Origin of the sequence: Amycolatopsis bartoniae (assembly GCF_014191255.1) — a bacterium.
Lineage (GTDB): Bacteria > Actinomycetota > Actinomycetes > Mycobacteriales > Pseudonocardiaceae > Amycolatopsis_E > Amycolatopsis_E bartoniae.
Genome location: NZ_JACHWH010000009.1, coordinates 201,843 through 228,659, shown reverse-complemented (window position 1 = coordinate 228,659; position 26,817 = coordinate 201,843). Strand labels below are relative to the sequence as shown.

Below are 26,817 nucleotides of genomic sequence, written 5' to 3'. Positions count from 1 at the left end.
GAACACGTTCTAGATTCGGACGTATGACGACAGGGCTGTGGCGCATCGCCGCGGAGAAACCGGACCTGACGGCCGTGATCGACCCGGACGGCACGGAGATCGACTACGGCACGCTCGCCGCGAAGGCCGACGCCTACGCGCGGGGCCTGCAGGAGCTGGGCCTGGACACCGGGGACGCCGTGGTGGTGCTGCAGCCCAACAGCCACGAGCTGCTGGCGGCGTACTTCGCCGCGATCCAGTCCGGGCTGTACGTCGTGATGGTCAACTGGCACCTCGTCGGTCACGAGATCGCGTACATCCTCACCGACAGCGGGGCGAAGGCGCTTCTGGCGCACGAACGCTTCGCCGACGCCGCGGTCGCCGCGGCCGACGAAGCGGGGTTGCCCACCGAAGGGCGCTTCGCGGTCGGCAGCATCGACGGTTTCCGCTCGGTGCGGGAGCTGGGCGCGGGCGGCGAAGGACGGCCGCCTCGGCGCACGGCCGGTTCGCCGATGCTGTACACGTCGGGGACGACCGGGCGGCCCAAGGGGGTGCGGCGGCCGCTGACGGGAGCCGATCCCGACGAGGTGCCCGCCGCGTCCGCCTGGTTCTTCGGCATCTTCGGTCTCGAACCGTTCGACGACCACGTGCACCTGTGCGGCTCGCCGCTGTACCACACGGCGGTGCTCAACTTCGCCTCGATTTCGATCCAGCTCGGGCATCCCGTCGTGCTGATGGACCGCTGGGACCCGGAGGAGATGCTGCGGCTGATCGAGCGGTACCGCGTGACGCACAGCCACATGGTGCCCACGCAGTTCCGGCGCCTGCTGGCGCTGCCGGAGGACGTGCGCAAGTCCTACGACGTGTCCTCGCTGCGGAACATGATCCACGGCGCGGCGCCGTGCCCGCCCGAGGTCAAGCGGCGGATGCTGGAGTGGTGGGGCCCGGTGGTGACGGACTACTACGCCGCCACCGAGGGTGGCGGCACCGTGATCAGCGGCGAGGAATGGCTGCGCAAGCCGGGCTCGGTCGGGCGGCCGTGGCCGGGTTCGGTGGTCAAGGTCCTCGACGACGACGGCAACGAGCTGCCGCCGGGGCAGCCGGGCGCGGTGTACATGCGCATGGGCAGTTCGACGTTCGAGTATCACAAGGACAAGGCCAAGACGGAGAAGGCGCGCGTCGGGAACCTGTTCACGCTCGGGGACGTCGGCTACCTCGACGAGGACGGCTACCTGTTCCTGCACGACCGCAAGAACGACATGATCATCTCCGGTGGGGTGAACATCTACCCGGCGGAGATCGAGAACGAGCTGGTGATGCACCCGAAGGTCGCGGATGTCGCGGTGTTCGGCGTGCCGCACGAGGACTGGGGCGAGGAGATCAAGGCCGTCGTGCAGCCGGCCGAGGGCGTCGAACCGAGCGAAGAACTGACGGCGGAGCTGCTGGAGTACGCACGCGGCAGGCTGGCGAAGTTCAAGCTGCCCAGGTCGGTGGACTACGTCGAGGAGCTGCCCCGCGACCCGAACGGCAAGCTGTACAAGCGCAAGCTGCGGGACCCCTACTGGGAAGGCCGCGAGCGGGCGATCTGAGCACACGAAATAGCCGCCACCGCTGGACGGTGGCGGCTTTCGCTTACCGGCCCTCGAAACGGGGCTTGCGCTTCTCCGCGAACGCCCTCGGGCCTTCCTTCGCGTCGGCGGACTGGAAGACCTTCAAGCCGTACTGGGCCTCCAGCTTGAACGCCTCCTCCTCGTGCATGCCCTCCGTGTCGCGCATCGTCCGCAGGATCGCCTGCACCGCCAGCGGCCCGTTCTCCGCAATGCGCGAGGCCACCTCCAGCGCGTGCTCCAGCGCTGTCCCGTCCGGCACCACGCGCCCGATCAGCCCGATCGACAACGCCTCCGCCGCGGTCAGGTGCTTGCCCGTCAACAGGATCTCCGCCGCCAGCGTGTACGGGATCTGCCGCGGCAGCCGCACCGCCGAGCCGCCCATCGGGAACAGGCCCCAGCGCGCCTCGGAGACGCCGAACTTCGCGCTCTCCCCGGCGATCCGGATGTCCGTGCCCTGCAGGATCTCCGTGCCGCCCGCGATCGCCGCGCCCTCGACCGCCGCGATCAACGGCTTCGTCAGGCGACGGCCCTTCAGCAGGCCCTCGATGCGTCCCGGGTCGAACGTGCCGCGCTCGTACGAGTCGGCGGGGGAGTTGCGGGCCATCGACTTCAGGTCCGCGCCCGCGCAGAACGCGCCACCCGCTCCGGTGAGCACGCATGACCGGATCGAGGGATCACGGTCCACGCGGTTCCACGCCTCGACGAGGATCTCCATCATCTCGCCGCTGATCGCGTTCCGCGCGTGCGGCCGGTTGAGCGTCACCACGAGCGTGTGCTCGCGTTGTTCCACCAGAGCGTGTGGCTCGGTCATCCCCACCTCCACGGGCCATTGCCCAAAACAATAACATGTTCTACTTTGACTGAGTGGCTTACAACATCGCGGATCTGCTCGAGCACGCCGTCGACGCCGTGCCGGATCGTCCCGCGGTCGTGTGCGGCGGCCGTCGGGTCACGTACGCGGAGCTGGACCGCCGTGCCAACCGGCTCGCCCACCACCTCGCCGCCCACGGCGTCGGCAAGGGCGACCACATCGGTGTGTACTCGCGAAACTCCATCGAGATGATCGAAGCGATGTACGCGGCCTTCAAGCTGCGCGCCATCGCGATCAACGTCAACTACCGCTACGTCCAGGGCGAGCTGCGCTACCTGTTCACCAACGCCGACCTCGTCGCGCTGGTGCACGAGCAGCGCTACGCGGACATGGTCGCCGATGTCCGCCCGGACGCCCCGAAACTGAAACACGTTGTAGTTGTCGAGGACGACAGCGGCAAGTCCTTCGAAGGTGTCCCGTACGAGACCGCGCTGGCCGGGGCCGCCGAGGAGCGCGACTTCGGCGAGCGCAGCTCCGACGACATCTACATGCTCTACACCGGCGGCACCACCGGCTACCCCAAAGGCGTGGTGTGGCGTCACGAGGACGTGTGGCGTGCGCTCGGCGGCGGTATCGACTTCGTCACCGGCGAGTACGTCCCCGACGAGTGGACGCTCGCCGAGAACGGCAAACAGGGCGCGCTGGTCCGCCTGCCCGCCGCCCCGCTGATCCACGGTGCCGCGCAGTGGGCCGCGTTCGGCGCGCTGTTCGCCGGCGGCACGGTGGTCTTCGTGCCCCAGTTCGACCCCGACGACATCTGGCGCAACGTGGCCGAACACAAGGTCAACGTGCTCACGATCGTCGGTGACGCGATGGCGCGCCCGCTCATCGAGGCGTACCACCGCGGCGACTACGACGCCTCCTCGCTCGTCGCGGTCTCCAGCCACGCGGCGCTGTTCTCCCAGTCGGTCAAGGAGGAGTACCTGCGGACGTTCCCCAACGTCTTCCTCACCGACGCCATCGGCTCGTCGGAAAGCGGTTTCACCGGGATCGGCGCGTTCGGAAAGGATGCCGACCACTCGGCGGGACCGCGCGTCAGCTTCGGCAAGGACGCGGTGCTCCTCGACGAGGAAAACCGTGTCGTACCAAAGGAACCCGGCGCGACGGGCCGGATCGCGCGCCGGGGTCACCTGCCGCTGGGCTACTACAAGGACCCCGCGAAGACCGAGCAGATCTTCGTCGAGGTCGACGGAACTCGTTACGTCGTGCCCGGCGACTACGCCCGCTACGAGGAAGACGGCACGGTCACGTTGCTGGGCCGCGGTTCCCAGTGCGTGAACACCGGCGGCGAGAAGGTGTTCCCCGAAGAGGTCGAGGGCGCGCTGAAGTCGCATCCGGACGTGTTCGACGCGCTCGTGATCGGCGTGCCCGACGAGCGGCTCGGCCAGCGGGTCGCCGCGATCATCGAGACGCGCGGGAACCGGAAACCCGATCTCGCGGCCATCGAAGCCCACGTCCGCACCGAACTCGCCGGCTACAAGGTGCCGCGCACGATCTGGTTCACCGACTCGATCGGCCGATCGCCCAGCGGAAAGCCCGACTACCCGTGGGCCCAGCGCTACGCGGCCGAAAACCCGCCAGCCCGGTAGGAGACCCCGCATGCACACCGCTCTGTGCGAAACGCTCGGCATCGAGCACCCGATCATCGGTTTCACCCCGTCCGAGCACGTCGCCGCCGCGATCAGCAAGGCGGGCGGGCTCGGGGTGCTCGGCTGCGTCCGGTTCAACGACGCCGGTGAGCTGGACCACGTGCTGGACTGGATGGACGAGCACACCGAGGGCAGGCCGTACGGTGTCGACGTCGTGATGCCCGCGAAGGTGCCCACCGAGGGCACGCAGGTCGACCTCGACAAGCTGATTCCCGAGGAGCACAAGGCTTTCGTCGAGCGCACGCTGCGCGAACTGGGCGTGCCCGAGCTGCCCGCGGAGGCCGAGCAGCGCGCGGGTGTGCTGGGCTGGCTGCACTCGGTCGCCCGCTCGCACGTCGAGGTCGCGCTGCGGCACCCGATCAAGCTGATCGCCAACGCGCTCGGCTCGCCGCCGGTCGACGTGATCGAGCAGGCGCACGCACACGGCGTTCCCGTCGCGGCGCTCGCGGGCAAGGCCGAACACGCCCGGCGGCACGTGGACAACGGCGTGGACTTCGTTGTGGCGCAAGGATACGAGGCCGGCGGCCACACTGGCGAGATCGGCTCGATGGTGCTGCTGCCGGAGATCGCGGAGGCGGTGGACGCGCCCGTGCTCGCCGCCGGCGGAATCGGGTCGGGACGGCAGATGGCCGCGGCGCTCGCGCTCGGCGCGGCCGGGGTGTGGACGGGTTCGCTGTGGCTCGCCACCGAGGAGTACCTGCAGACGATGCCGAACTCCGTCGCGATGCAGACCGCGCTGGTGCGCGCGACGTCGTCGGACACCGTCCGCACGCGCATCTACACCGGCAAACCCGCGCGGCTGCTGAAAACCCGGTGGACCGAGGCGTGGACCGCGCCGGACGCGCCGAAACCGCTGCCGATGCCGTTGCAGAACCTGCTCGTCTCGCCCGCGCACAACCGGCTGCACGAGGCCGGCGACCCCGAGCTGGTGTCCATGCCCGCGGGCCAGATCATCGGCCGCATCGACCGGGTGCGCCCGGTCGCGGAGATCATGGCCGACCTGCTCAGCGGTTACGAGGAAGCCTTGGCGCGCCTGGAAAAGACGAGGTAGGCCAGCACTCCCGCGGCCAGCACCGCGCAGCCGGACACGACCGACGCCACCGGCAGGCTGAACGCGAGCACCACGCAACCGGCCAGTCCCACCACGGGCACGGCGGACCGGCGCAGCGTCCACGCACTGGCGTTGGCGATCGCGTAGTACGTGAGCACGGCGAAGGACGAGAACCCGATCGCGCCGCGCAGGTCGGTGAGCAGCACGAGGACCGCCACGACGAGCCCGACCGCCAGTTCGGCCCGGTGCGGCACCCCGAAGCGCGGGTGCACGGCGGCCAGCACGCGGGGCAGGTGCCCGTCGCGCGCCATCGCGAACGTCGTCCGGGAGACGCCGAGCACGAGCGCGAGGAGTGATCCGAGCGCGGCCAGCGCCGCTCCCGCGCGGACCACCGGCGCCATCCCGTGCGGCACCGCGTGCGCGAGCGGATCCGCCAGCGACGCCACGCCTTCCGGCCGGAGTCGCCACAGCAGCGCCACCGCGACCGCGGCGTAGACAACGAGGGTGAGCCCGAGCGCGATGGGGATCGCCCGCGGAATCGTCCGTGCCGGATCGCGAACCTCCTCGCCGAGCGTCGCGATGCGCGCGTATCCGGCGAACGCGAAGAACAGCAGCCCCGCGGACTGCAGCACGCCACCGAGGGAGAACGAGGCGCTTGGTCCGCCGGGATCCCGCCCGGACAGGAACATCGCGATCACCGACGCGGCGAGCACGAGCAGCGTCACCGAGACGATCACGCGGGTCGCGAGCACCGACCGCTGCACGCCGCGGTAGTTGAGCCCGGTGAGCGCGAGCACGACGGCCGCGGCGACGTACGGCTGCCACCCCACCGGTGCGACGTACGCGGCGACGGTCAGGGCCATCGCCGCGCAGCTCGCGGTCTTGCCGACCACGAAACCCCAGCCCGCCAGGTAACCCCAGAACTCGCCCAGCCGTTCGCGGCCGTACACGTACGTCCCGCCCGAGGACGGGTACACCGCGGCCAGCCGGGCCGAGGACGTCGCGTTGCAGTAGGCGACCACCGCGGCGATCGCGAGCCCGGCGAGCAGCCCCGTGCTCGCGGCCTGCGCGGCGGGCGTGAACACGGCGAACACACCCGCGCCGATCATCGAACCCAGGCCGAGGACCACCGCGTCACCCGTGCCCAGCCTGCGTGTCAGTTCCACGCGCACATCATGCAACCCCGCGGCGGGCTCGTTCCGTCCTACGGGCATGAGGTGGAACGGATTGCTCGCCGGAATCGGAATCGTCCTGGTCACCGCGACCGCGTGCGGACAGCGCCCGGAGACCGTCTCCCCCGGGGCCGCGCCTGCCCCACCCGCGTCGGTGACCCCGTCGCCCGCGCTGCCGGTGCAGCCGGGCAGCGCGCAGACCCCGCCCGCGGGGAGCGCCGTCGTGCCGCCCGCTCAGGTCGACGCGTCGAAGCTGCCCCAGGACTACTCCCATGAGGTGTACGTCACAGCGGACGGCAAGGCGCTGTACTTCCGCGCGGAGGAGGGCGGCTGCGGCCGGGCCACCGCCGAGGTGCAGCAGGAGAACGCGCAGCAGATCGTGGTCAACCTGCGGGAGACCCAGTCCACGATGCAGGGCAGGATGTGCACGATGGACATCCGCTACCCGCTGGTGTCGGTGCCGCTGAGCGAACCGCTGGGGCAGCGCAAGGTGATCCTCGTCAGTCTCAAACAGAACCGGTGAGTAACTAAGCTGCCCCTATGGGAAAGCGCCAGGTCTCGGGTACGCGCACGATCGCGGCCTCGCCCGAGGAGATCTTCGCCCTGCTGACCGACCCGTCGAAGCACGCGCTGCTCGACGGGTCCGGCACCGTCCGGGGCGCCCAGCCCGGCGGCCCGGAGAAGCTCGAACTCGGCTCGAAGTTCGGCATGGACATGAAGATGGGCGCGTCCTACAAGATCCTCAACACGGTGGTGGAGTACGAGGAGAACCGCCTGATCGCGTGGCGGCACTTCAACGGCCACCGCTGGCGCTGGCAGCTGGAACCGGTCGAGGGCGGCACGAGGGTCACCGAGACGTTCGACTGGTCGACCGCCCGGATCCCGCTCCTGATCAGCGTGAGCTTCTTCCCGAAGAAGAACAAGCAGGGCATCGACGCCACCCTCGACCGGCTGGCGGGCATGTTCGCGGTCAATACCAGCAGGTAGTCACTCGACGCCGGGCATGGCGACCGGCAACCCGGCCTTCCGGCCCGCCTCCGCCATCCGGCTGTCGTAGGTGACCAGCGCGGTCAGCTCGGACCCGAGCTGCTCCGCGCTGGCGACGTGGATGGCGTCGAGCGAGCGCACCAGGCCGGGCACGCGGGCCGCCGCGTCCCGGATGGTGTCGGTCACCTTGATCTCGTTGTGGTCGCGCAGCAGGTAGATCACCGCTCGTGCTCCCGCATCTTCAGCAGGATCGCGAGCGGGTCCACGTCCTCGGGGACGCTGATCCGCGTGTACTGGTCCAGGTCCTTCGTCGTCAGGTTCCGCTCGGCGGCCCGGATGGCTCCCTGTGCCACCAGTTCGTCGAACCGGCTCTGCTTCCGGGGCCCTTCAGGAGGAGCGGTCACCAAACGAGTGTGCGACGTTCAAGAACATTCACCTTCGGAAGCTGATCTGCAGCACCGGCTCCGAGGTCTCGGCGAAGAAGTCGTTGCCCTTGTCGTCGATCACGATGAACGCCGGGAAGTCCTCGACCTCGATCTTCCACACCGCCTCCATGCCCAGCTCCGGGTACTCCAGCACGTCGACCTGCTTGATGCAGTCCTGCGCGAGCCGGGCGGCGGGGCCGCCGATCGAGCCGAGGTAGAAGCCGCCGTACTGCTGGCACGCGGCGGTGACCTGCTTCGACCGGTTGCCCTTCGCCAGCATCACGAGCGAACCGCCCGCGGCCTGGAACTGCGCCACGTACGAGTCCATGCGCCCGGCCGTCGTCGGGCCGAACGAGCCGGACGCGTAACCCTCCGGGGTCTTCGCCGGGCCCGCGTAGTACACCGGGTGGTCCTTCAGGTACTGCGGCATGTCCTCGCCCGCTTCGAGCCGCTCCGCGATCTTCGCGTGGGCGATGTCCCTGGCGACCACCAGCGGCCCCGTCAGCGACAGCCGCGTCTTGACCGGCAGCTGCGCCAGCTGGGCGCGGATCTGGTCCATCGGCCGGTTCAGGTCGACCTGCACGACCTCGTCGGACAGGTCGTCCTCGGTGACCTCCGGCAGGAAGCGCGCCGGGTCGCGTTCGAGCTGCTCGATGAACACGCCGTCCGCCGTGATCTTCGCCTTCGCCTGGCGGTCGGCCGAGCAGGACACCGCCACGCCCACCGGGCAGGACGCGCCGTGCCGGGGCAGCCGGATGACACGCACGTCGTGGCAGAAGTACTTGCCGCCGAACTGGGCGCCGATGCCGAACTGCCGGGTCATCTCCAGCACCTGCTGTTCGAGGTCGCGGTCGCGGAACCCGTGGCCCAGCTCGGAACCCTCGGTCGGCAGGTCGTCGAGGTAGCGGGCCGAGGCGAGCTTCGCGACCTTGAGGTTGAACTCGGCCGACATGCCGCCCACGACGATCGCCAGGTGGTACGGCGGGCATGCCGCGGTGCCGAGGCTGCGCAGCTTCTCGTCCAGGAACTTCGCCAGGCGCTTGGGGTTCAGCACCGCCTTCGTCTCCTGGTAGAGGAAGGTCTTGTTCGCGCTGCCGCCGCCCTTGGCCATGAACAGGAACTCGTAGGAAGGGTCGCCCTGGCCATCTTTGTGGTACAGCTCGATCTGCGCCGGGAGGTTGGTCCCGGTGTTCTTCTCGTCCCAGAACGTGACCGGCGCCATCTGCGAGTACCGCAGGTTCAGCTCCTGGTACGCCTCGAACACGCCGCGCGCGAGCGCCCGCTCGTCGTCGCCGCCGGTGAGCACGCCTTCGCTGCGCTTGCCGATCACGATCGCGGTCCCGGTGTCCTGGCACATCGGCAGCACGCCGCCCGCGGAGATCGCGGCGTTGCGCAGCAGGTCCATCGCGACGAACCGGTCGTTGCCGCTGGCCTCGGGGTCGTCGACGATCGCGCGCAGCTGCGCCAGGTGCGACGAGCGCAGCAGGTGCTGGATGTCGGTGATGGCCGTGCGGGCCAGCTTGGTGAGCGCCTCGGGCGAGACTTCGAGGAACGTGCGCCCGCCCGCTTCGACGACCCGCACCCCGTCCGGCGTCACGAGCCGGTACTCGGTGTGGGTGTCCGGGGCGAGCGGCAGCACGTCGGTGTACTGGAACGGGGTGGTGGTGGCGGTCAACGCACGGCTCCCTTGCGCGGGCGGTTCGGGTGGCCTGGAACGTTACCGCGCGAAACCCGGCGCTGACCGTGTGGTGTGTTTGAATCGGCTGGTGACCGCAGACACACAGAAGGTCGTGGCCGCACGACGCGAAATCGCCGCGAGCGCCGAGCGGATCTTCGAGCTGATCGCCGACCCGGCGCGGCAACCGGGGTGGGACGGCAACGAGAACCTCGCCGAAGCGCCCGCGGGGCAGCGGGTGCGCGGCACGGGCGAGGTGTTCACGATGAGGATCACCCAGGGCGGCACGCGGCACAACCACGTGGTGGAGTTCGAAGAAGGCCGCCGCATCGCGTGGCGCCCGTCGGAACCGGGCCAGGAGCCGCCGGGACACCTGTGGCGCTGGGAGCTCGAACCGGCCGGGGACAGCCGCACCAGGGTGACGCACACCTACGACTGGTCCCGCCTGACCGACCAGAAGCGGCTCGTTCGCGCCCGCGCCACCACCGCCGACAAGCTCCGGGCCTCGCTCGACAAGCTCGCCGAGCTGGCGGAGTCAGTACAGGACTGAAAAAGTCGGAAGGCCGGGCCCACCCCGACGGACCCGACCTTCCGGGGAAAGCGAGCGGGCGCACGAGACGCCCCCCGCGAAGCTCACACCTGGAGAGACGTGCCGGCCCCGGGTGCGTTGCTTCGACCGTCTCGTGATCTAGCTCATATGTCAACGCTGCCGTTTGGGTAAACCGCAGGTTTCACAGGGTGATCAGCTGGCGTAGGCGCGCAGCCGTTCGGCCCGCTCACCCTGGCGCAGTTTCGCCATGACCTCGCGCTCGATCTGCCGCACGCGCTCACGGGAGAGTCCGAAGTGCTTGCCGATCTGGTCGAGCGTGCGCGGCTGGCCGTCGTCGAGGCCGTAGCGCAGCCGGATCACGGCCTGCTCGCGCTCGTCGAGCGTGGCGAGCACGCGGCGCAGGTCGTCCTGCAGCAGGCCCGAGATCACGGCGCTCTCGGCGTCGGTGGCCTCGGAGTCCTCGATGAAGTCGCCCAGCGGGGCGTCCTCCTCGGTGCCCACCGGCATGTCCAGGCTCACCGGGTCGCGCGCGTGGTCGAGCAGGTCGGCGACCTTCTCCGCCGCGATGCCGGACTCCGCCGCCAGCTCCTCGTTGGTCGCCTCGCGCCCCAGCTGCTGGTGCAGGTCACGCTTGATGCGGGCCAGCTTGTTCACCTGCTCGACGAGGTGCACCGGAAGGCGGATGGTGCGGCCCTGGTCGGCCATGCCGCGGGTGATCGCCTGCCGGATCCACCACGTCGCGTAGGTGGAGAACTTGAACCCCTTGGAGTAGTCGAACTTCTCGACCGCGCGGATCAGCCCCAGGTTCCCCTCCTGGATGAGGTCCAGCAGCGGCATCCCCCGGCCGGTGTAGCGCTTGGCCAGCGACACGACCAGCCGGAGGTTGGCCTCCAGCAGGTGGTTCTTGGCCTGGTGCCCGTCCCGGATGAGGGCGCGGAGCTCGGCGCGGCGCTCCGCGGACAGGTTCGGCTCGCTTTCGAGCATGTGCTGGGCGAAGACCCCCGCCTCGATGCGCTTGGCCAGCTCCACCTCGTCGGCGGCCGACAGCAGCGCTGTCTTGCCGATGCCGTTGAGGTACACGCGGACGAGGTCCGCGGCGGGGCCCTGTGCGTCGAGGTCGGCGTCGAGGTTCGGCGGAACGCGTACGCTGGAGTCGAAGGCCGGCTCGGAGGCAGGCTCGGGGACGACCCGCTCGCGGGTTCGCCGAGTCTTCCGTTCGAGGGTCTGTACTGACATGTTTGCCTCCCCGGTCACGGGCTGACACGTTGGTGCGTCACACCGGCTGTGCCTCGTGCGCCGAGCCTGTGGAACCCGGCGCGCGAGTCCGGCTTGTCGGCCGGATAACTGGGTCAACGCCTTCGGTGCCCAAAACGTTCCCGGCTGTTCGGAGAGAAGGACGCGCACGGCCCTCGTGCCGGTTGCTCCACCAAACCTGAGGTTTCCCTGAGAGTTCAGGTGGTCTAGACCTCTACGAGGACCGTGAACGGTCCGTCGTTCACGCTCCGCACGGCCATCTTCGCCCCGAAGACACCGGTACTGACACGAGCGCCGCGCCCGCGGAGTTCACCGACGACTCGCTCGAAAATTCCTCGCGCCGTGTCCGGACGGGCAGCGGCGATCCAGGATGGACGCCGTCCCTTGCGCGTGTCGCCGTAAAGCGTGAATTGGCTCACCACGAGCAGGGGGGCGCCCGTGTCGGCGCAGGACTGCTCGTTTTCGAGGATCCGCAGCTCGTGGAGCTTGCGTGCCATCGTGACGGTTGCGTCCGGACCGTCGTCGCGGTGCACGCCGAGTAGCACCAGCAACCCGGGCTCGTCGATCGCACCGACGACCTCACCGTCGACCGTGACGCTCGCCTCGGTGACCCTGGCCACCACCGCCCTCACGCTGGCTCCACCATCCCGTGCCGCACCAGCTCCCGGATCATCGGCAACGCGGCCTCTTCGAGGTCTTCGACCGAACCGCCGTGGGCGAACGACAGCAGCTCCAGCAGGTCCGACAGCGGCAGCGCGCCCTGACAGCCCGCCAGCAGGGCCGTCGCCAGCTCGTCGACCTCGTGCTGCCAGCCCGGCCCGTCGGTGCGGTGCAGGCGGCGGATGGTGGTCTCCCACCCCTCCTCGCCGGGGCCGGCCACGCTCTCCAGCAGCACCGTCGGCGGCACGCGGAACCGCGTGTCCAGCAGCTCGTCGCCGTGCTCACGCAGCCAGGTCACCCGGTCGAGCCACGCGCCCGCCTCGGGGCCCAGCGGGTCGTCGTAGGCCTGGCGCAGGTCCTCGCACACGACTGTCGGATGGTCGACCTCGGCGCGGCGCAGGGTCACGAACCCGAAGCCAACGCCCTGCACCTTGTGCTCGGCGAACCAGTCCAGCCAGGCGCCCGCCTTCGCGCGGCCCTCGGGCGAACGCGGGTCGATCCCCGCATCGCGGAGCCACGTGCCCACGTACAGTCCCGGGTCGGCCACGTCGCGTTGCACGAACCACGCGTCCGTGCCCCGCGGAAGCCACCGCGTCACTCGATCGGCCCAGTCCTCGCCCTCGACGTGCAACCACGAGGCGAGCAGCTGTCCCACCCCGCCGTCGCTGAGGAACGCCGGCAGCTGCCGCACGACGAGACCGGACGCGTCGTCCCCGGCCAGCCCCGAGTCGCGGTAGGTGTAGTCGACGCGCGGCGGCCCGACGACGAACGGCGGGTTGCACACGATCTGGTCGAACCGGCGCCGCGCCACCGGCGCGAACCACTCGCCGCGCAGCAGCTCCACGTCCAGCTCGTTGAGCCGGAAGGTCGCGTCGGCGAGCGCGAGCGCCCGCTCGGACAGGTCGGTCGCCGTCACCCGTCCGGCGTGCCTCGCCGCGTGCAGCGCCTGCACCCCGCAGCCGGTGCCGAGGTCCAGCAGGGTGCCGACGGGACGGCGGACCGTCGCGCGGATGAGGCTGAGCGACGCGTGCCCGACGCCGAGCACGTGTTCCGGCGGCACCTCGCCGCCCAGCAGCTCCGAGTCCAGGTCCGAGACGACCCACCACTCGCCCTGCTCGTCGCCGTGCGGGCGCACGTCGAGACCGGCTCGCAGCAGCTCGCCGTCGCCGCGGACCAGGCCCACCGCGAGGGCGTCTTCGAGCGGTACGGGCGCGAGAGCGGCCTCGGCCTCCTTCGCGGGCTCCGCGCTGCCGAGGAGGAACAGCCGGATGAGGGTGCCGAGGTCTCCGGCGTCGCGGCTCGCCCGGTACGCCAGCTCCGGCTCGTTGCGGCCGAGGGCGGCGTGCGCGGCGCCGCCGAGGACCGCGAGGACGCCGTCGGCGTCGTACTGGGTCCGCTGGAAGGCTTCGCGGAGGCGGGCACACAGGTCGTCGGAGAACTCGGGAGTCACGAGCGGAGATCTTCCCATGCATGTGCTCTCATGGCGGGATGACTGCCCTGGACGAGTTGCTGCCCGAGCTGCGGAAGCTGTACGTCGACCTGCACCGCCACCCCGAGCTCTCGTTCGAGGAGCACCGCACGGCCGCGGAGCTGGCGCGGCGGCTGGAAACGGCGGGCTACGAGGTGCACCGCGGCCTCGGCGGCACCGGGGTGGCGGGCGTGCTGCGGAACGGCGACGGGCCCGTGGTGATGCTGCGCGCGGACATCGACGCGCTGCCGGTGGAGGAGAAGACCGGGCTGGACTACGCGAGCGAGGTACCGGGCGTGATGCACGCGTGCGGGCACGACATGCACGCGACCTGGCTGACCGGCGCGGCGAACGTGCTCGCGGGCGACCGCGATGCCTGGCGGGGGACGCTCGTCGTGGTGTTCCAGCCGGGGGAGGAGCAGGGTGCCGGCGCGGCGGCGATGCTGCGCGACGGGCTGTTCGACGTGGCAGGGCGGCCGTCGGTGGTGCTGGGGCAGCACGTCGTGCCGGGGCCGGCGGGCTGGGTGCTGACGCGCCCCGGCGTGATCATGGCGGCCACCGACGCGCTAAGGATCGTCCTGCACGGGCGTGGCGGCCACGGTTCGCGCCCCGAGACGACGGTCGACCCGGCGGTCATGGCGGCGGCGGTGGTGCTGCGGCTGCAGACGATCGTGTCGCGGGAGATCTCGGCGACGGACTCCGCGGTGGTGACGGTCGGCCAGCTGCACGTGGGCACGGCGAACAACATCATCGCCGACGACGCGGTGCTGGAGGTCAACATCCGCACGTTCGACGGGCAGGTGCGGGACAGGGTGCTGGCGGCCGTCGAACGGATCGTGCGCGCCGAAGCCGAGGCGGCGGGCGCGCCGAAGCCGCCGGACATCGAGACCATCGCGAGCTTTCCCGTGACGGTCAACGACGACGCGGCGAACGAGCGGCTGACGTCGGTGTTCCGCCGGGTGGTCGGCGCGGAGCACGTGCTGGAGGCGCCACTGGTGACGGGCAGCGAGGACTTCAGCGAGTTCGGCCGGGCCGCGGGCGTGCCGTCGGTGTTCTGGCTGGTGGGCGGCCTGGACCCGGAAACGGTGCTGACGGCGATCACGGCGGGCCGTTTCGAGCAGGACGTGCCGTCGAACCACTCGTCACTGTTCGCACCCGTGCCGGACCCCACCGTGCGCGCCGGCGTGGAGACCCTGGTGGCGGCGGCGCTGGAGTACCTGGCGGACGCCTGATTTTCGTGCCGATCGGACACCTCCCCGGGTGTCGCACGGGCCTGGCGAGTGGGAGCATGGGGGTACAGGAGGTGGTCGTAGTGAACAGTCCGTCCCGCGGCTCGGGGGACGAGGCAGACCCGGTGCTCATCACCGAGGCCGCCCCCTCCTACGAGGAAGAAGTCGCCACCCGCAAGCGCAAGTACATGCTGATGATGGGGATGCGTTTTCCGTGCCTCGTCCTGGCCGGCGTCTTCTACCACACCTGGTGGCTCGCCCTGCTGTTCGTCGTGATCTCGGTCCCGCTGCCGTGGATCGCGGTGCTCATCGCCAACGACCGCCCGCCCCGCAAGGCGGAGGAGGTCAGCCGCTACCAGCGCGAGGCCCGGCAGCTGGAGCACCGCGAACACCGCGTCATCGACGGCTGAAGGCCTCCGGCTGCGCGCCCACCTGCGACACGGCCCGCCCGCCCAGTCGCGTCCCCGCCAGCAGAGCGTCCACTGTGGACTCGCCTTGCAGCCACGCGGAAAGCACGCCCGCGTTGAAAGCGTCGCCCGCGCCGGTGGAGTCCACGCACGCCGAGTCGTCCGCGGACACGCTCACCACTCCGTCCGCGTCCACCCAGCTCGCCCCGGACAGTCCCGACGTGACGGCCACCGCGCCGACCGTGCCCAGCAGCTCCGCCGCCGCGGCCGGTTCCGCCGAGCCCGTCAACGCGATCAGCTCGTCGGTGTTGGGCAGCAGCAGGTCGACGCCACGCACGTCGTCGAGGAACGCCTGGGGATCCGTCAGCAGCGCCGCCGCCTGCGGATCGACCGACGTGGTCAGGCCCGCCTCACGCGCGGCCGCGAGCGAGGCGAGGCCGCCGGGCCGGGACGACGGGTCGAGCAGTACGTAACCGGACAGGTGCAGGTGCGTCGCGTCGCCGAACGCCGCCGGGTCGACGTCCTCGGGGCAGAACCGCGCGTTGGCGCCGCGGTCGGGCAACATGCTCCGCTGCCCTTCCCGGTCGACGAGCACCACGATGCAGCAGGTCGCCACCTCGGGATCGACCGTGAACGCGCAGCGCACGCCTGCCGCCTCCAGTTCGGAGCGGATCAGCCTGCCGCCGGCGTCGTCGCCGACGCGTGCCATGAGCGTCGTGCCGGTGCCCGTCGCGGCGAGCCACAACGCCGTGTTCGCGCCGGAACCGCCGCCCGTCAGCCGGATCTTGGCCCGCGAGTCGCCGCCCCACACGATGTCCCGCTCGTGCCGCGCGATCACGTCCAGGCCGGCGTCGCCGACCACCACCACGACGTTCACGCGAGCTCCACGGCGATTTCCGCGGCCAGGCGGGCGTTCGACAGCACGAGTGCCTCGTTCGCGTCGAGGCTGACGCCCTCGCTCGCGGTGTGGAAGTGCTCCAGCAGCACGGGGGTGACGTCCTTGCCGTGCACTCCCTTGCCCCGCACCAGCTGCAGCCCCTCGGTCAGCAGCCGCTCGTGCAGCCGTTCGTCCATTTCGGACTCGGCCGGGATCGGGTTCGCCAGCAGTACCCCGGATCCCGAGTACCGCCGGTGCGCGGCGACGACCGCCGCGGCCTGCGCCGGGTCGTCGACCCGCCACGGCACGGGGAAGCCGGACGAGCGCAGGTAGAACGCGGGGAAGTCGTCGGTGCGGTAGCCCAGCACCGGCACGGAGTTCGTCTCCAGTACCTCCAGCGTGGCCGCGATGTCGAGCACCGACTTCACGCCCGAGCACACGACGAGCGTCGGCACGCGGGCCAGCACGCCGAGGTCCGCCGAGACGTCCCACGACTCCTGCGCGCCGAGGTGCACGCCGCCGAGACCGCCGGTGGCGAACACGCCGATCCCGGCCTGGTGCGCGAGCGCGGACGTGCTGGCGACGGTGGTCGCGCCGGAGCGGCCCAGCCCGATCGCCGGCCCGAGGTCCCGCAGCGACAGCTTGTCCAGCCCCGCGTCCGGCGCGCACACGCGCTCCAGCTCGGCGGGCGACAGGCCCACGGTCGGCGTGCCGTCCAGCACGGCGATGGTCGCCGGCACGGCGCCCACGGCGCGAACGGTCTCCTCCAGCCGCTTCGCGACGTCGAGGTTGCGGCCGGGCGGCAGGCCGTGGGACAGGATGGTGCTTTCGAGCGCGACGAGCGGCCTGCCGCTGTTGACGGCGTCGGCGACCTCGCCGGACAGGGAAATCTGGGTCACGGGCGTCCATCTTCAGCCACGCCGCCCGCGGCGCCGCCAGCGGGTTGTGGCAGGTCGCTTCGCGGACCGCCGGCGCTGCGGCATCATGGAGGCATGAGCACCACGACTCTGCCCGAGGTCGAGACCCGGCCGGAATCCACCGACAGCACCGACAGCGACGAGCCGAAGGTCTTCCACTACGTGCGCAAGAACAAGATCGCCGAGAGCGCGGTCATGGGCACGCACGTGGTGGCGCTGTGCGGCGAGGTCTTTCCGGTGACGCGTTCGCCGAAGCCCGGCTCCCCGGTGTGCCCGGCGTGCAAGGAGATCTTCGAGGGCCTGCGCCCCGGCCCGGAGGACTGACCCCGCGCCTCACTCCGTCCGCGGCTGCTCCACCGGGGCAGCCGCGGCGGTCGCGCCGTGCTCCTCGCGTTCCGCGTTCCGGCGCTCCAGCTCCAGCCGCCGCCACTTGCGGCGCTGCCGCCGGGTCGGCTTCGCCGGCCACAGCTCCTGGATCGCGCTGTTGAAGTACGCGCCGCTGACCACGGCCATCCCGATGAAGTATGTGAACAGCAGCCACGCGATGGGTGTCGCCAGCGCGCCGTAGGTGTAGCCGGTGTGGGTGATCCAGGTGAGGTAGATCCGCAGCCCGATGCTGGCCAGCAGGAAGATCACCATCGCGAGCGCCGCGCCGGGCAGCCCGCGGTGCCAGGGCAGCCGCCGCGGCAGGGCGAGCTTGTACAGCGTCGCCAGCGCGAGGATCAGGCCCACCGCCAGCACCGGGTAGTAGCCGATGCCGATCCACGTCGACAGCGTCGCGCGCCAGGAGTCGGGGAAGAAGTCGACCAGCACGTCCGGCCCGACGGCGATCACCGGCAGCCCGACCACCAGCAGGACGAGCCCGCACAGGTACAGCAGCAGCGCGAAGATCCGCTGCCACACCTCGTTGCGCACCCCGTACTGGTCGTGCGCGACGGTGATCGCGTCGACGAACGAGGACATCGCCGACGAACCGGCCCACAGCGAGATCACGAACCCGACGGAGACGATCTCGCCCTTGCCGATGGTGAGGATGTCGTCGACGGTCGGCTCGATGATCTGCTGGACCACGTTGCCGGTGAACACCCGCTCACAAAATGTGATGATCTTGTCGTGCACCGTGGTGACGAACCCCTGGCCGAACCAGTCGCCCATGAACCCGAGGCTGCCGAGCAGGCCGAGCAGCAATGGGGGCAGCGACAGGGTCTGCCAGAACGCCGCCTCCGCGGACTCCGAGAAGAGGTTGCCGTCCCAGGCCTTGGTGAAGGTCCGGCCGATCAGCCGCCGGGCGTTCTTGCGCGGCGGCCGGGGTTCGGGAGTCTCACTCATCGCGTGCTCAAGCATGGTCCATCCGGGCGCTTTTGGCGCGCCAACGGTGTGGCGTGTTCCACTCGGCCGTGCCGATGACGGCCCGCCGCGACGGCGACCGGTAGTCTCTTCCGAGCGCCCTCACTCCGCACCGGCGTCGCGGCCGGCCCGTTTCGTGGGGGTTTTCGCATGTGGCATCCGGGATCGGCGAGAGGAGGGGGACATCCTTGTCGGACACGGTCCAGCGTAACGGGGCGACGGAGATCTTCGTCGCGCCCGAGCCCGAGCAGGACGTGACGCCTCGCCCGCTGCGCGCCTGGCAGCGGCGCGCCCTGACCAAGTACCTCACCACCAAACCCCAGGACTTCCTCGCCGTCGCGACCCCGGGCGCGGGCAAGACGGTGTTCGGCCTGCGCATCGCGGCCGAGCTGCTCAGCGACCGCACGATCGAGCGCGTCACCATCGTCACGCCCACCGAGCACCTGAAGCACCAGTGGGCCATCTCGGCGGCCGCCGCGGGCATCGCGATCGACTCCAACTACCGCAACGGCCAGGGCGCCACCTCCGGCGACTACCAGGGCGTCGCGCTCACGTACGCGCAGGTCGCGGCCCATCCGACGCTGCACAGGGTGCGCACGGAGAACTACAAGACGCTGGTCATCCTCGACGAGATCCACCACGGTGGTGACGCGAAGTCGTGGGGCGACGCGATCCGGGAGGCGTTCACCCCGGCCGTGCGGCGCCTGGCGCTGACCGGTACCCCGTTCCGCAGCGACGACTCGCCCATCCCGTTCGTCACCTACGAGCCCGACGCCGAGGGCGCGCTGCGCAGCAAGCCGGACCACTCGTACGGCTACGCGGACGCGCTCGCGGACGGCGTCGTGCGGCCCGTGGTGTTCCTCGCGTACTCGGGTGAGGCGTCGTGGCGCACGAACGCGGGCGAGGAGTTCACGGCCCGGCTGGGCGAGCCGCTGACGGCGGAGCAGACGGCGCGGGCGTGGCGTACGGCGCTGGACCCGGGTGGCGAGTGGATCCCGGCGGTGTTGCAGGCGGCCGACACGCGGTTGCAGCAGCTGCGCAGCGGCGGCATCCCGGACGCGGGTGGCCTGGTGATCGCCACCGACCAGGAGTCGGCGCGGGCGTACGCGCGGATCCTGGCGCGCCTGACGGGGGAGAACCCGGTGGTCGTGCTGTCGGACGACCCGAAGGCGACAAAACGGATCAGCGAGTTCTCCGAGTCCGACGACCGGTGGCTGGTGGCCGTCCGGATGGTGTCCGAGGGCGTCGACGTGCCGCGGCTGGCTGTTGGGGTGTACGCGACGAGTGCTTCGACGCCGCTGTTCTTCGCGCAGGCGATCGGCCGGTTCGTGCGGGCCAGGCGCAAGGGCGAGACGGCGAGCGTGTTCCTGCCCAGCGTGCCGGTGCTGCTGGAGCTGGCGAGCCAGCTGGAGGCGCAGCGCGACCACGTGCTCGGCAAGCCGCACCGGGAGAAGGACGGTTGGGACGACGAGCTGCTCGCCCAGGCCAACCGCACCGAGGACGAGCCGGGCGAGGAGGAGAAGGCGTTCACGTCGCTGGGCGCCTCGGCCGAACTGGACCAGGTGATCTTCGACGGCAACTCGTTCGGCACGGCGGTGTTCTCCGGCAGCGAGGAGGAGCAGGAGTACCTGGGCCTGCCGGGGCTGCTGGAGCCGGACCAGGTGCGGGCGCTGCTGCGCAAGCGGCAGGAGGAGCAGCTGGCCGACGCGAAGCGGCGCAAGCCGGAGAAGGCGGCCGAGGCTCCCCAGGCGGCCCGGCCGCGTTCGGTGCAGGAGCGCATCGCGACGCTGCGCAAGGAGCTGAACACGCTGGTGGGCATGTACCACCACCGCACGAACAAGCCGCACGGCGCGATCCACAACGAGCTGCGCCGCGTCTGCGGCGGCCCCCCGACCGCCATGGCCACGGTGGAACAACTGGAGGAGCGGATCGTCACGCTGCGCTCCTGGTGAAAGCGAACCGCCACCGGAGGCGAGCTCGCCTACGCACGCAACCACGCGCGGGGGTCCGGGGGCTTGCCCCCGGGGCGGGGTCTGGGGGCTCCGCCCCCAGAAGACACGCGGAACAAGAAGAGGCGAGCGCCCTCCGCGAGCGCTCGCCTCCCGGCTTGTGGAGCTCCCTTAGCGCTGGATCTCCGCCGCCATCTCCTTGAGCTTGCCCTCGTATTCACGTGCGTGGTGGCCGCAGAAGAGCAGCTCGCCACCGGAGGAAAGGATCGCTCGTACCTGTGCTGCGGCACCGCACCGGTCACAACGGTCGGCGGCGGTCAATTCGGGGCGGGTGAGCGTCGGCGATGTCATGAGGGTCTCCCTCCGTCCCGGCACCGGTTGCCCGGTGCCATCGATCCAGCACGTCCACTTCGGCCCTGATGCCAGTAGCTCGGTCGCCGCCGGCTCCTCCGTGTTCGTAGCTTCCACTCTTGCAGACGCTGAGCCTGCCGCAAGTGTTCCCGGCTGTGTGGGACTCGCGTCACCGTGATTTACCCCGGATGTAGTAGAACCAATCCCGCCATCCAGGACGCCGAAACCTCCTGGAAACGTCTCTACCAGCACTTTTGCCGTGATCAACAGGTCGCGAAACGATCACGGGAGCCCGCACAATCCCCGTCGAGGGTGGGTTTCGGCTCCCGCCTGTTCGTTCAGGGCGAAACTCTCCGCACCCTCCGCAGACCCATTCGGGTGATCCCCACAGCGTGAGAGACTTAACTCATGACGAAGGCAGCCTCCGCCGCGGCGAAGGACCTGGCAGCCGCCGGAGTCACCGGGGCGCAGCTCGCCTGGGCGGACAACAACGGCATCCCCCGGTCACGGATCGTGCCGATCCGGAACCTCGCCGACGCGGCCGTCCGCGGGGTCGGTGCCACCGCGTTGTTCGCCGTCTTCGACACCCACGACGCGATCACCTACGCCCATCCCGGCCTGTCGACGCCGTCGGGCGACATCCGGCTCGTGCCGGTGCTCGAACGCCTGCGCCGCCTCGCCGGACAGCGTGCGCTGGCGTGGGCGCCGGTGCGGCAGGTCGCCGCCGACGGGTCGCCGTGGCCGTACTGCCAGCGCAGCCTCCTGGAACGCCACGTGGCCGCGGCCGCCAAGGACGGTTACGAGCTGCGCGCGGGCTACGAGCTGGAGTTCGCGGTCGCGCCCGCCGGCAGCCCGGACATCGCGTCCGCGCCGGGCCACCGCGGTCCCGCCTACAGCCCGCACGCCCTCGTGGAGCTGGACCCGTTCATCGGCGCGCTGTTGCGCGACTTCGACGACAACGGGCTGGCGGTCAACCAGCTGCACGCCGAGTACGGCCTTGCCCAGCTTGAACTGTCCCTCGTCGCCACCGACCCGGTCTCCGCCGCGGACGACCAGCTCCTCGCGCGCCAGACCATCCACGCCGCCGCGCATGCCCACGGGTTGCGCGTCAGCTTCGCGCCGATCGTCAGCCCGGCCGCCGCCGGCAACGGCTGGCACCTGCACACCTCCTTGTGGCGCAGGGGACGCAACCTCCTCGCGGGCGTGCCGGACGCCGAAGGCAGCGGCTACCTCGCCGGGCTGCTGCGGGACCTGCCCGCGCTGACCGCCGTCACCGCGCCGAGTGTGCCGTCGACGATGCGGCTGCGTCCCGGCTACTTCGCGAGCGCGTACGCGTTCTGGGGTGTGGAGAACCGTGAGGCGCCACTGCGGTTCGTGCCGGGCACCGAGCTGCTGGGTGCGGGCCACGCGAACGTCGAGCTGAAGCCGTCCGACGCCTCGGCGAACCCGTACCTCGCGTTGTCGGTCGTCCTCGCCGCGGGGCTCGCGGGCGTCCGGGAGAAGCTGACCCTGCCCGAGCCGATCGCCGAAGACCCCGGGACCTGGCCGGAGGAACGCCGTGCCGGAGTGGCGCGCCTGCCGAGCACTCCGGCGGAACAGGACGCGGCGCTGGCGGCCTCGACGCGGGTTTCCGAGGCGCTCGGCGACGAGATCCTGGGCGCGTTCCGGGCCTGCCGCGCCTCGGACGCGGCCTGGGCGGCCGACCGCGGCACCGAGGAGATCGTCGCCGCGCACCTGTGGCGGTACTGAGTGCGCTGGTTTCCCGGAGCGCAGGAGCTGGTGGCGCAGGCTCGCGCCGAAATGCCGCAGAAGAACGACCTGTGTGGCGCCTTCGTGACCCTGGTCGCCCTGCGCGCCCACGGAGTTCCCGTGCGGGACCAGGACGAGGCCGCGGTCGCCGCGGAGGTCCGGCTCTCGCCGGATCGGGAGCCCACCTGGCCGCCGGGGGAGAAGAGCCGGGACGACTACCGGGTTTCCCTGCCCCTGGCCGCCGATCCCGCGGCCGCGGGTACGACGCCGACCGGTGTGGCGAAGGCGGTGGAAGCGCTTTCTCAGGGACGGCTTCGAGCCGTACCGGCGAGCGGGAACTGGGCCGCCGCCGCCGTGGGCGCGTTGCTCGAAAGCCTGCACGGGCTGGACCGCGTCGCCGTGGTGGCCAATGTGGACACTGCCGAGTTCGGTGCACACGACACCCCACGACGTGCCTTCGACGACTACCTCGAAGGCGGCCTGCCGCCGTTCTGGGTTTCCCGTTGGCACGTCGGGCATTTCGTGCTGCTCGGCGGCACCCGGAACGGACCGGGTGGCACCGTGGTGTCCGTTGTGGACACTTACCCGTCACTGGGGGACCAGGGAGTGCACCTGCAGCTACTCGACCGGCTCGTGCCGGCCCTGCGCCGCGAGCGGCTCGCCACGCCCGGCGGCCTCCTGCTGGTCGTGCGTGACGGCGAGCGGGCGGCCGCCGAGGGGCTGGTCAGGAGCGCGGGGTTGACGACGGAGCTGTGGGCGTAGCCAGCCGCGAGTGCCGCCTGCCGTAGCCGAAGTAAATCAGCAGCCCGAGCGCGAGCCACACGGCGAACCGGATCCAGGTCATCACGTCCAGGTTCAGCATGAGGTAGAAGCACGCGACCGCGGCGATGATCGGCAGCACGGGCGAGAACGGCACGGTGAACGGCCGGTTCAGGTCCGGGCGGCGCTTGCGCAGCACCGGCACCGCGACCGCCACGATGATCATCGCCGACAGCGCGCCGATGCTCACCATGTCCGACAGTTCCGTGATCGGCACGAACGCCGCGAGCACGGCGATGAGCACCGCGCCGCCGATCGTCATCAGGTGCGGTGTGCCCCAGCGCGGGTGCGCGGTGCCGAGCGCCTTGGGCAGCAGCCCGTCGCGCCCCATCGCGAAGCCGATCCGCCCGATCGTCACCAGTTCGACCATCATCACCGACGTCAGGCCGGTGACCGCGCCCAGCGAGATGAGCGCGCTGACCCAGTGCTGGCCCACCGAGTCGAACGCGGCCGCGAGCGGGGCGCCGGTGTCGATGTCGGTGAACGGCACCATGCCGGTCAGCACGATCGAGACGCCGATGTAGAGCAGGGCGCACACGCCGAGCGCGCCGAGGATGCCGACGCGGAGGTCCTTGCGCGGGTTGCGGGTCTCCTCGCCGAGGTTCGCCAGCGCCTCGAAACCGGTGTAGGCGAAGAACACGATGGCCGCGGCGCTCACCACGCCGGCGAGGCCGTAGACCGACTGCGACAGGCCGAGCCCGGCTTGCACCACCGGCTGGTGCAGCACACTGCTTTCGCCGGAGGCGGGCTGTGCGGGCGGGATGAACGGGGTGAGGTTGGCGCTTCTGACGAAGAACACACCCACGGCCAGGATCAGCACGCACACCGCGACCTTGACGATGACGAGCACGTTGGTGGCCCACGCGGACTCGCGGATGCCGAGCACCGCGACCACCGTCAGCACAGCGATGATCACTACCGCCCCGACGTTGACGGTGGCGTCCTCGCCGAACCACTGCGACGGCAGGCCCAGCAGGTTCGCCAGGTAGCCCGACCAGCCGCGCGACACGACGGCGGCGCCGAGCGCGAACTCCAGCAGCAGGTCCCAGCCGATGATCCAGGCGAACACCTCGCCCAGCGTCGCGAAGGCGTAGGTGTAAGCGCTTCCCGCGGTCGGCACGCTGGAGGCCAGCTCGGCGTAGCACAGCGCCGCGAGCCCGGCCACGACGGCGCCGATCACGAACGACAGCGTGACGGCGGGCCCCGCGTGGGTCTTGGCCTCCACGCCGGCGAGGGTGAAGATCCCGGTGCCGATGATGATCCCGACACCGAACCCGACGAGGTCGCGGCCGCGCAGGCGCCGCTTGAGCTCACCGGAGTCCTGTCTGGCCAGGATGTCGTCGACGTTCAGGGTGCGCGTGATGCCCATTCCCGAAACGTTAGAAGATCACGGAGGTGATCGCAGGGCACGGCGGAACAGACGAGAGGGCCGCCACAGCGAACCGTGGCGGCCCTCCCGGAAACGTGGCACTCAGTCCAGGTAATCGCGCAGCACCTGGGAGCGCGACGGGTGGCGCAGCTTGGACATCGTCTTCGACTCGATCTGGCGGATCCGCTCGCGGGTCACGCCGTAGACCTGGCCGATCTCGTCCAGCGTGCGCGGCTGGCCGTCGGTGAGGCCGAAGCGCAGCCGCACCACGCCCGCCTCGCGCTCGGACAGCGTCTGCAGCACCGACTGCAGCTGGTCCTGCAGCAGGGTGAACGACACCGCGTCGACCGCGACGACCGCTTCGCTGTCCTCGATGAAGTCGCCCAGCTGCGAGTCGCCCTCGTCGCCGATCGTCTGGTCCAGCGAGATGGGCTCCCGGGCGTACTGCTGGATCTCCAGCACCTTCTCCGGCGAGATGTCCATCTCCTTGGCCAGCTCCTCCGGAGTGGGCTCGCGCCCGAGGTCCTGGAGCAGCTCGCGCTGGATCCGGCCCAGCTTGTTGATCACCTCGACCATGTGCACCGGAATGCGGATGGTGCGGGCCTGGTCGGCCATGGCGCGGGTGATGGCCTGGCGGATCCACCACGTGGCGTACGTGGAGAACTTGTAGCCCTTGGTGTAGTCGAACTTCTCGACCGCGCGGATCAGGCCGAGGTTGCCCTCCTGGATGAGGTCCAGGAACGCCATGCCGCGGCCGGTGTAGCGCTTGGCCAGCGACACGACCAGCCGGAGGTTGGCCTCCAGCAGGTGGTTCTTGGCCCGCTCGCCGTCCCGGATGATCCACTTCAGGTCACGGCGCATCTGGGTGGCGAGCTTCTCGCCCTCCTCCTCGGCGATGCGGACGCGCTCGGCGGCGTAGAGCCCGGCCTCGATGCGCTTGGCGAGCTCCACCTCCTCCTCGGCGTTCAGCAGCGCGACCTTGCCGATCTGCTTGAGGTACGCCCGCACGGAGTCGGCGGAGGCCGTGAGCTCCGCGTCCTTGCGCGCCTGGCGCAGGGCCTCGGACTCCTCCTCGTCCCACACGAAGTCGGGGTCGTTGGACGACTTGGGGCCGCCGCTCTTGGCGGGGCGTTCGACGCGCGCCGTGGGCGCCTCGTCGGCCTCCTCGTCCTCGGAGTCGTCGTCCTCCTCGCTGACGGTGGCGTCGACGACGTCCACCTCGACCTCTTCCAGATCGGCGAGGTCGGCCTCGAGGTCGACGTCCTCCAGGTCCTCGTCGCCGCCGGGACCGTCGGGCTCGCCCGCGTCCTCGCCCTTGGTGGCGGCCTTGCGCGTGCGGGTCTTGGCGGGGCCCTTCTTCGCGGCGGTCTTGCGGGCGGCCGGCTTCTTGGCGTCGGTGCCGCTCTGCTCGGTGGCGGCGGCCTCGGCGCCTGCGTCGGGTTCCGCGCTCGTTGTCTTCGTGCCGCTTCGGGTAGCGGTTTTTGCGGCTGCCACGTACGCCCTTTCGCAGCGGTCAATCACGGCGGGCGGACTGTCAGGGCCCGGCCGCCTCAGATTCGGGGAACGTACCCGCGGCCTGCGGTTTTGTCCTCCGCGACCGTGGGCCGTGTTCCATTGTAACGACGCCGGGCGCGCCCGTTGCGGCCGATCATCGTTCCGTCCGGTTTTTCCGGACCGAACGCCTAGTGCTCGATGCCCTCGACGGCGGCGGCCGCCGCACCCACGATCCCCGCGTTGTTCTGCAGAGATGCCACCACCACCTTGGTGCGGATGTCGAGCAGTGGAACCCACTTCTCGGATTTCTTGCTGACTCCGCCGCCCACGATGAACAAATCCGGCCAGATGAGGTTTTCGAGCACGGTCAGGTAACGGTTCACGCGCTTGGCCCACTGGTGGTAGGTCAGCCCCTCGTTGTCCTTCACCGAGGCCGCCGCCTTCTTCTCCGCGTCGTGCCCGTCGACCTCCAGGTGGCCGAACTCGGTGTTCGGCACGAGCTTGCCGTCCTGGAAGACCGCGCTGCCGATGCCGGTGCCGAAGGTGAGCAGGGTGGTGACGCCGTGACGGGCGGCCGGGTCGCCGAAGCGGATCTCGGCCATCCCGGCCGCGTCGGCGTCGTTGAGCATCGCGATGTCGTCGACCTTGCGGTCCAGCACGTCGGCGAACAGGGCGTCCGCGTCGGTGCCGATCCACTGCGGGTCGATGTTCGCGGCGGTCTGGGAGACGCCCTTCTTGATCACCGCGGGGAGCGTGATGCCCACCGGACCGTCCCAGGCGAAGTGGCGCACCACCTTCGCCACCACCTCGGCCACGGCCTCCGGCGTCGCCGGGCGCGGGGTGTCGATCCGGAGGCGGTCGCCGATGAGCGCGCCCTTTTCCAGGTCGACAAGGGCGCCCTTGATACCGCTGCCGCCGATGTCGATTCCGAAACCGCGGGTCGCCGTCATTGGCGCCG

27 protein-coding genes are annotated in these 26,817 nt (G+C 70.7%); 12 read left to right on the top strand and 15 right to left on the bottom strand.

Features of this window, described 5'->3' with window-relative positions:
- Positions 1–23: 23 nt before the first annotated feature.
- Complete coding sequence (locus FHX82_RS30730; RefSeq protein ID WP_145938736.1) at positions 24–1,568, top strand: acyl-CoA synthetase; 1,545 nt, start codon at positions 24–26, stop codon at positions 1,566–1,568.
- Between the two features lie 43 nt (positions 1,569–1,611).
- Here the strand turns inward: FHX82_RS30730 and FHX82_RS30725 are convergent, their stop codons facing one another.
- Positions 1,612–2,400 carry a crotonase/enoyl-CoA hydratase family protein gene (locus FHX82_RS30725; RefSeq protein ID WP_145938735.1) on the bottom strand — a complete coding sequence of 263 codons (789 nt, stop codon included), beginning with the start codon at positions 2,398–2,400 and terminating at the stop codon, positions 1,612–1,614.
- A gap of 53 nt (positions 2,401–2,453) precedes the next feature.
- Between FHX82_RS30725 and FHX82_RS30720 the strand changes: the two genes are divergently transcribed.
- Positions 2,454–4,049 carry an acyl-CoA synthetase gene (locus FHX82_RS30720; protein ID WP_145938734.1) on the top strand — a complete coding sequence of 532 codons (1,596 nt, stop codon included), beginning with the start codon at positions 2,454–2,456 and terminating at the stop codon, positions 4,047–4,049.
- Positions 4,050–4,059: 10 nt separating this feature from the next.
- Complete coding sequence (locus FHX82_RS30715) at positions 4,060–5,160, top strand: NAD(P)H-dependent flavin oxidoreductase (RefSeq protein WP_145938733.1); 1,101 nt, start codon at positions 4,060–4,062, stop codon at positions 5,158–5,160.
- On the opposite strand, the gene FHX82_RS30710 is transcribed toward FHX82_RS30715, so the two are convergent.
- Positions 5,121–6,374 (bottom strand): APC family permease, encoded by a 1,254-nt coding sequence (locus FHX82_RS30710; RefSeq protein ID WP_145938732.1) that lies wholly within the window; start codon positions 6,372–6,374, stop codon positions 5,121–5,123. The two genes, FHX82_RS30715 and FHX82_RS30710, sit on opposite strands and share 40 nt — an antisense overlap.
- Between FHX82_RS30710 and FHX82_RS30705 the strand changes: the two genes are divergently transcribed.
- Positions 6,373–6,855: a hypothetical protein gene (locus FHX82_RS30705; RefSeq protein WP_145938731.1), complete on the top strand. Its 483-nt coding sequence runs from the start codon at positions 6,373–6,375 to the stop codon at positions 6,853–6,855. The two genes, FHX82_RS30710 and FHX82_RS30705, sit on opposite strands and share 2 nt — an antisense overlap.
- A gap of 17 nt (positions 6,856–6,872) precedes the next feature.
- Positions 6,873–7,319, top strand: a complete 447-nt coding sequence (locus FHX82_RS30700) for an SRPBCC family protein (RefSeq protein ID WP_145938730.1) — start codon at positions 6,873–6,875, stop codon at positions 7,317–7,319.
- Here the strand turns inward: FHX82_RS30700 and FHX82_RS30695 are convergent, their stop codons facing one another.
- Genes FHX82_RS30695 through FHX82_RS30685 form a run of 3 tightly spaced genes read right to left on the bottom strand, consistent with a single transcriptional unit; the run spans position 7,320 to position 9,419 of the window.
- A complete protein-coding gene (locus FHX82_RS30695; RefSeq protein ID WP_145938729.1) occupies positions 7,320–7,541 on the bottom strand; it encodes a PIN domain-containing protein in 222 nt (73 codons plus the stop codon). It lies immediately after the preceding gene.
- Entirely contained in the window at positions 7,538–7,723 is a 186-nt protein-coding gene (locus tag FHX82_RS30690) for a hypothetical protein (RefSeq protein WP_145938728.1), read from the bottom strand. Before FHX82_RS30690 ends, FHX82_RS30695 begins: the two co-directional genes overlap by 4 nt.
- A gap of 28 nt (positions 7,724–7,751) precedes the next feature.
- Positions 7,752–9,419, bottom strand: coding sequence for a fumarate hydratase (locus FHX82_RS30685; RefSeq protein WP_145938727.1), 1,668 nt, complete (start codon positions 9,417–9,419; stop codon positions 7,752–7,754).
- Positions 9,420–9,510: 91 nt separating this feature from the next.
- On the opposite strand from FHX82_RS30685, the gene FHX82_RS30680 reads away from it, so the two are divergent.
- Positions 9,511–9,969, top strand: coding sequence for an SRPBCC family protein (locus tag FHX82_RS30680; RefSeq protein ID WP_229880961.1), 459 nt, complete (start codon positions 9,511–9,513; stop codon positions 9,967–9,969).
- Positions 9,970–10,161: 192 nt separating this feature from the next.
- Here the strand turns inward: FHX82_RS30680 and FHX82_RS30675 are convergent, their stop codons facing one another.
- The 3 genes from FHX82_RS30675 to FHX82_RS30665 form a co-directional block, all read right to left on the bottom strand.
- Entirely contained in the window at positions 10,162–11,205 is a 1,044-nt protein-coding gene (locus tag FHX82_RS30675) for a sigma-70 family RNA polymerase sigma factor (protein WP_145938726.1), read from the bottom strand.
- A gap of 224 nt (positions 11,206–11,429) precedes the next feature.
- Positions 11,430–11,855, bottom strand: a complete 426-nt coding sequence (gene dtd, locus FHX82_RS30670; RefSeq protein WP_145938725.1) for a D-aminoacyl-tRNA deacylase — start codon at positions 11,853–11,855, stop codon at positions 11,430–11,432.
- Complete coding sequence (locus FHX82_RS30665; RefSeq protein WP_373308642.1) at positions 11,852–13,333, bottom strand: DUF7782 domain-containing protein; 1,482 nt, start codon at positions 13,331–13,333, stop codon at positions 11,852–11,854. Before FHX82_RS30665 ends, dtd begins: the two co-directional genes overlap by 4 nt.
- 38 nt (positions 13,334–13,371) lie before the next feature.
- Here FHX82_RS30665 and FHX82_RS30660 point away from each other — a divergent pair, with 38 nt between their 5' ends.
- Together FHX82_RS30660 and FHX82_RS30655 are read left to right on the top strand one after the other, a co-directional pair.
- Positions 13,372–14,583 carry an amidohydrolase gene (locus tag FHX82_RS30660; protein WP_229880964.1) on the top strand — a complete coding sequence of 404 codons (1,212 nt, stop codon included), beginning with the start codon at positions 13,372–13,374 and terminating at the stop codon, positions 14,581–14,583.
- A 56-nt stretch (positions 14,584–14,639) separates the two neighbouring features.
- On the top strand, positions 14,640–14,990 hold the full coding sequence (locus tag FHX82_RS30655) for a DUF3099 domain-containing protein (RefSeq protein ID WP_145938722.1): 351 nt from the start codon (positions 14,640–14,642) through the stop codon (positions 14,988–14,990).
- Here FHX82_RS30655 and FHX82_RS30650 read toward each other — a convergent pair.
- Together FHX82_RS30650 and FHX82_RS30645 are read right to left on the bottom strand one after the other, a co-directional pair.
- On the bottom strand, positions 14,977–15,864 hold the full coding sequence (locus FHX82_RS30650; protein WP_145938721.1) for a carbohydrate kinase family protein: 888 nt from the start codon (positions 15,862–15,864) through the stop codon (positions 14,977–14,979). The genes FHX82_RS30655 and FHX82_RS30650 overlap by 14 nt on opposite strands.
- Complete coding sequence (locus FHX82_RS30645) at positions 15,861–16,763, bottom strand: pseudouridine-5'-phosphate glycosidase (RefSeq protein ID WP_145938720.1); 903 nt, start codon at positions 16,761–16,763, stop codon at positions 15,861–15,863. The genes FHX82_RS30650 and FHX82_RS30645 overlap by 4 nt, the downstream gene beginning before the upstream one ends.
- 93 nt (positions 16,764–16,856) lie before the next feature.
- Between FHX82_RS30645 and FHX82_RS30640 the strand changes: the two genes are divergently transcribed.
- Positions 16,857–17,105, top strand: coding sequence for a DUF3039 domain-containing protein (locus FHX82_RS30640; RefSeq protein WP_145938719.1), 249 nt, complete (start codon positions 16,857–16,859; stop codon positions 17,103–17,105).
- Between the two features lie 9 nt (positions 17,106–17,114).
- Here the strand turns inward: FHX82_RS30640 and FHX82_RS30635 are convergent, their stop codons facing one another.
- The gene (locus FHX82_RS30635) at positions 17,115–18,110 is read right to left on the bottom strand and encodes a YihY/virulence factor BrkB family protein (RefSeq protein WP_145938718.1); all 996 of its coding nucleotides are present in this window, start codon (positions 18,108–18,110) and stop codon (positions 17,115–17,117) included.
- 206 nt (positions 18,111–18,316) lie between these two features.
- Here FHX82_RS30635 and FHX82_RS30630 point away from each other — a divergent pair, with 206 nt between their 5' ends.
- Complete coding sequence (locus FHX82_RS30630; protein WP_145938717.1) at positions 18,317–20,080, top strand: DEAD/DEAH box helicase; 1,764 nt, start codon at positions 18,317–18,319, stop codon at positions 20,078–20,080.
- Positions 20,081–20,248: 168 nt separating this feature from the next.
- Here FHX82_RS30630 and FHX82_RS30625 read toward each other — a convergent pair whose 3' ends face one another.
- On the bottom strand, positions 20,249–20,428 hold the full coding sequence (locus tag FHX82_RS30625) for a DUF7455 domain-containing protein (protein ID WP_091510190.1): 180 nt from the start codon (positions 20,426–20,428) through the stop codon (positions 20,249–20,251).
- Positions 20,429–20,836: 408 nt separating this feature from the next.
- On the opposite strand from FHX82_RS30625, the gene FHX82_RS30620 reads away from it, so the two are divergent.
- Positions 20,837–22,177, top strand: a complete 1,341-nt coding sequence (locus FHX82_RS30620) for a type I glutamate--ammonia ligase (protein ID WP_145936306.1) — start codon at positions 20,837–20,839, stop codon at positions 22,175–22,177.
- Positions 22,178–22,939 carry a DUF6885 family protein gene (locus tag FHX82_RS30615; protein WP_145936305.1) on the top strand — a complete coding sequence of 254 codons (762 nt, stop codon included), beginning with the start codon at positions 22,178–22,180 and terminating at the stop codon, positions 22,937–22,939.
- On the opposite strand, the gene FHX82_RS30610 is transcribed toward FHX82_RS30615, so the two are convergent.
- From FHX82_RS30610 to ppgK, 3 genes are all read right to left on the bottom strand, one after another.
- Positions 22,902–24,365, bottom strand: coding sequence for an amino acid permease (locus FHX82_RS30610; RefSeq protein ID WP_145936304.1), 1,464 nt, complete (start codon positions 24,363–24,365; stop codon positions 22,902–22,904). The two genes, FHX82_RS30615 and FHX82_RS30610, sit on opposite strands and share 38 nt — an antisense overlap.
- 102 nt (positions 24,366–24,467) lie before the next feature.
- Complete coding sequence (locus FHX82_RS30605; protein ID WP_145936303.1) at positions 24,468–25,859, bottom strand: RNA polymerase sigma factor; 1,392 nt, start codon at positions 25,857–25,859, stop codon at positions 24,468–24,470.
- A 188-nt stretch (positions 25,860–26,047) separates the two neighbouring features.
- Positions 26,048–26,809, bottom strand: coding sequence for a polyphosphate--glucose phosphotransferase (ppgK, locus tag FHX82_RS30600; protein WP_145936302.1), 762 nt, complete (start codon positions 26,807–26,809; stop codon positions 26,048–26,050).
- Positions 26,810–26,817 lie beyond the last annotated feature (8 nt).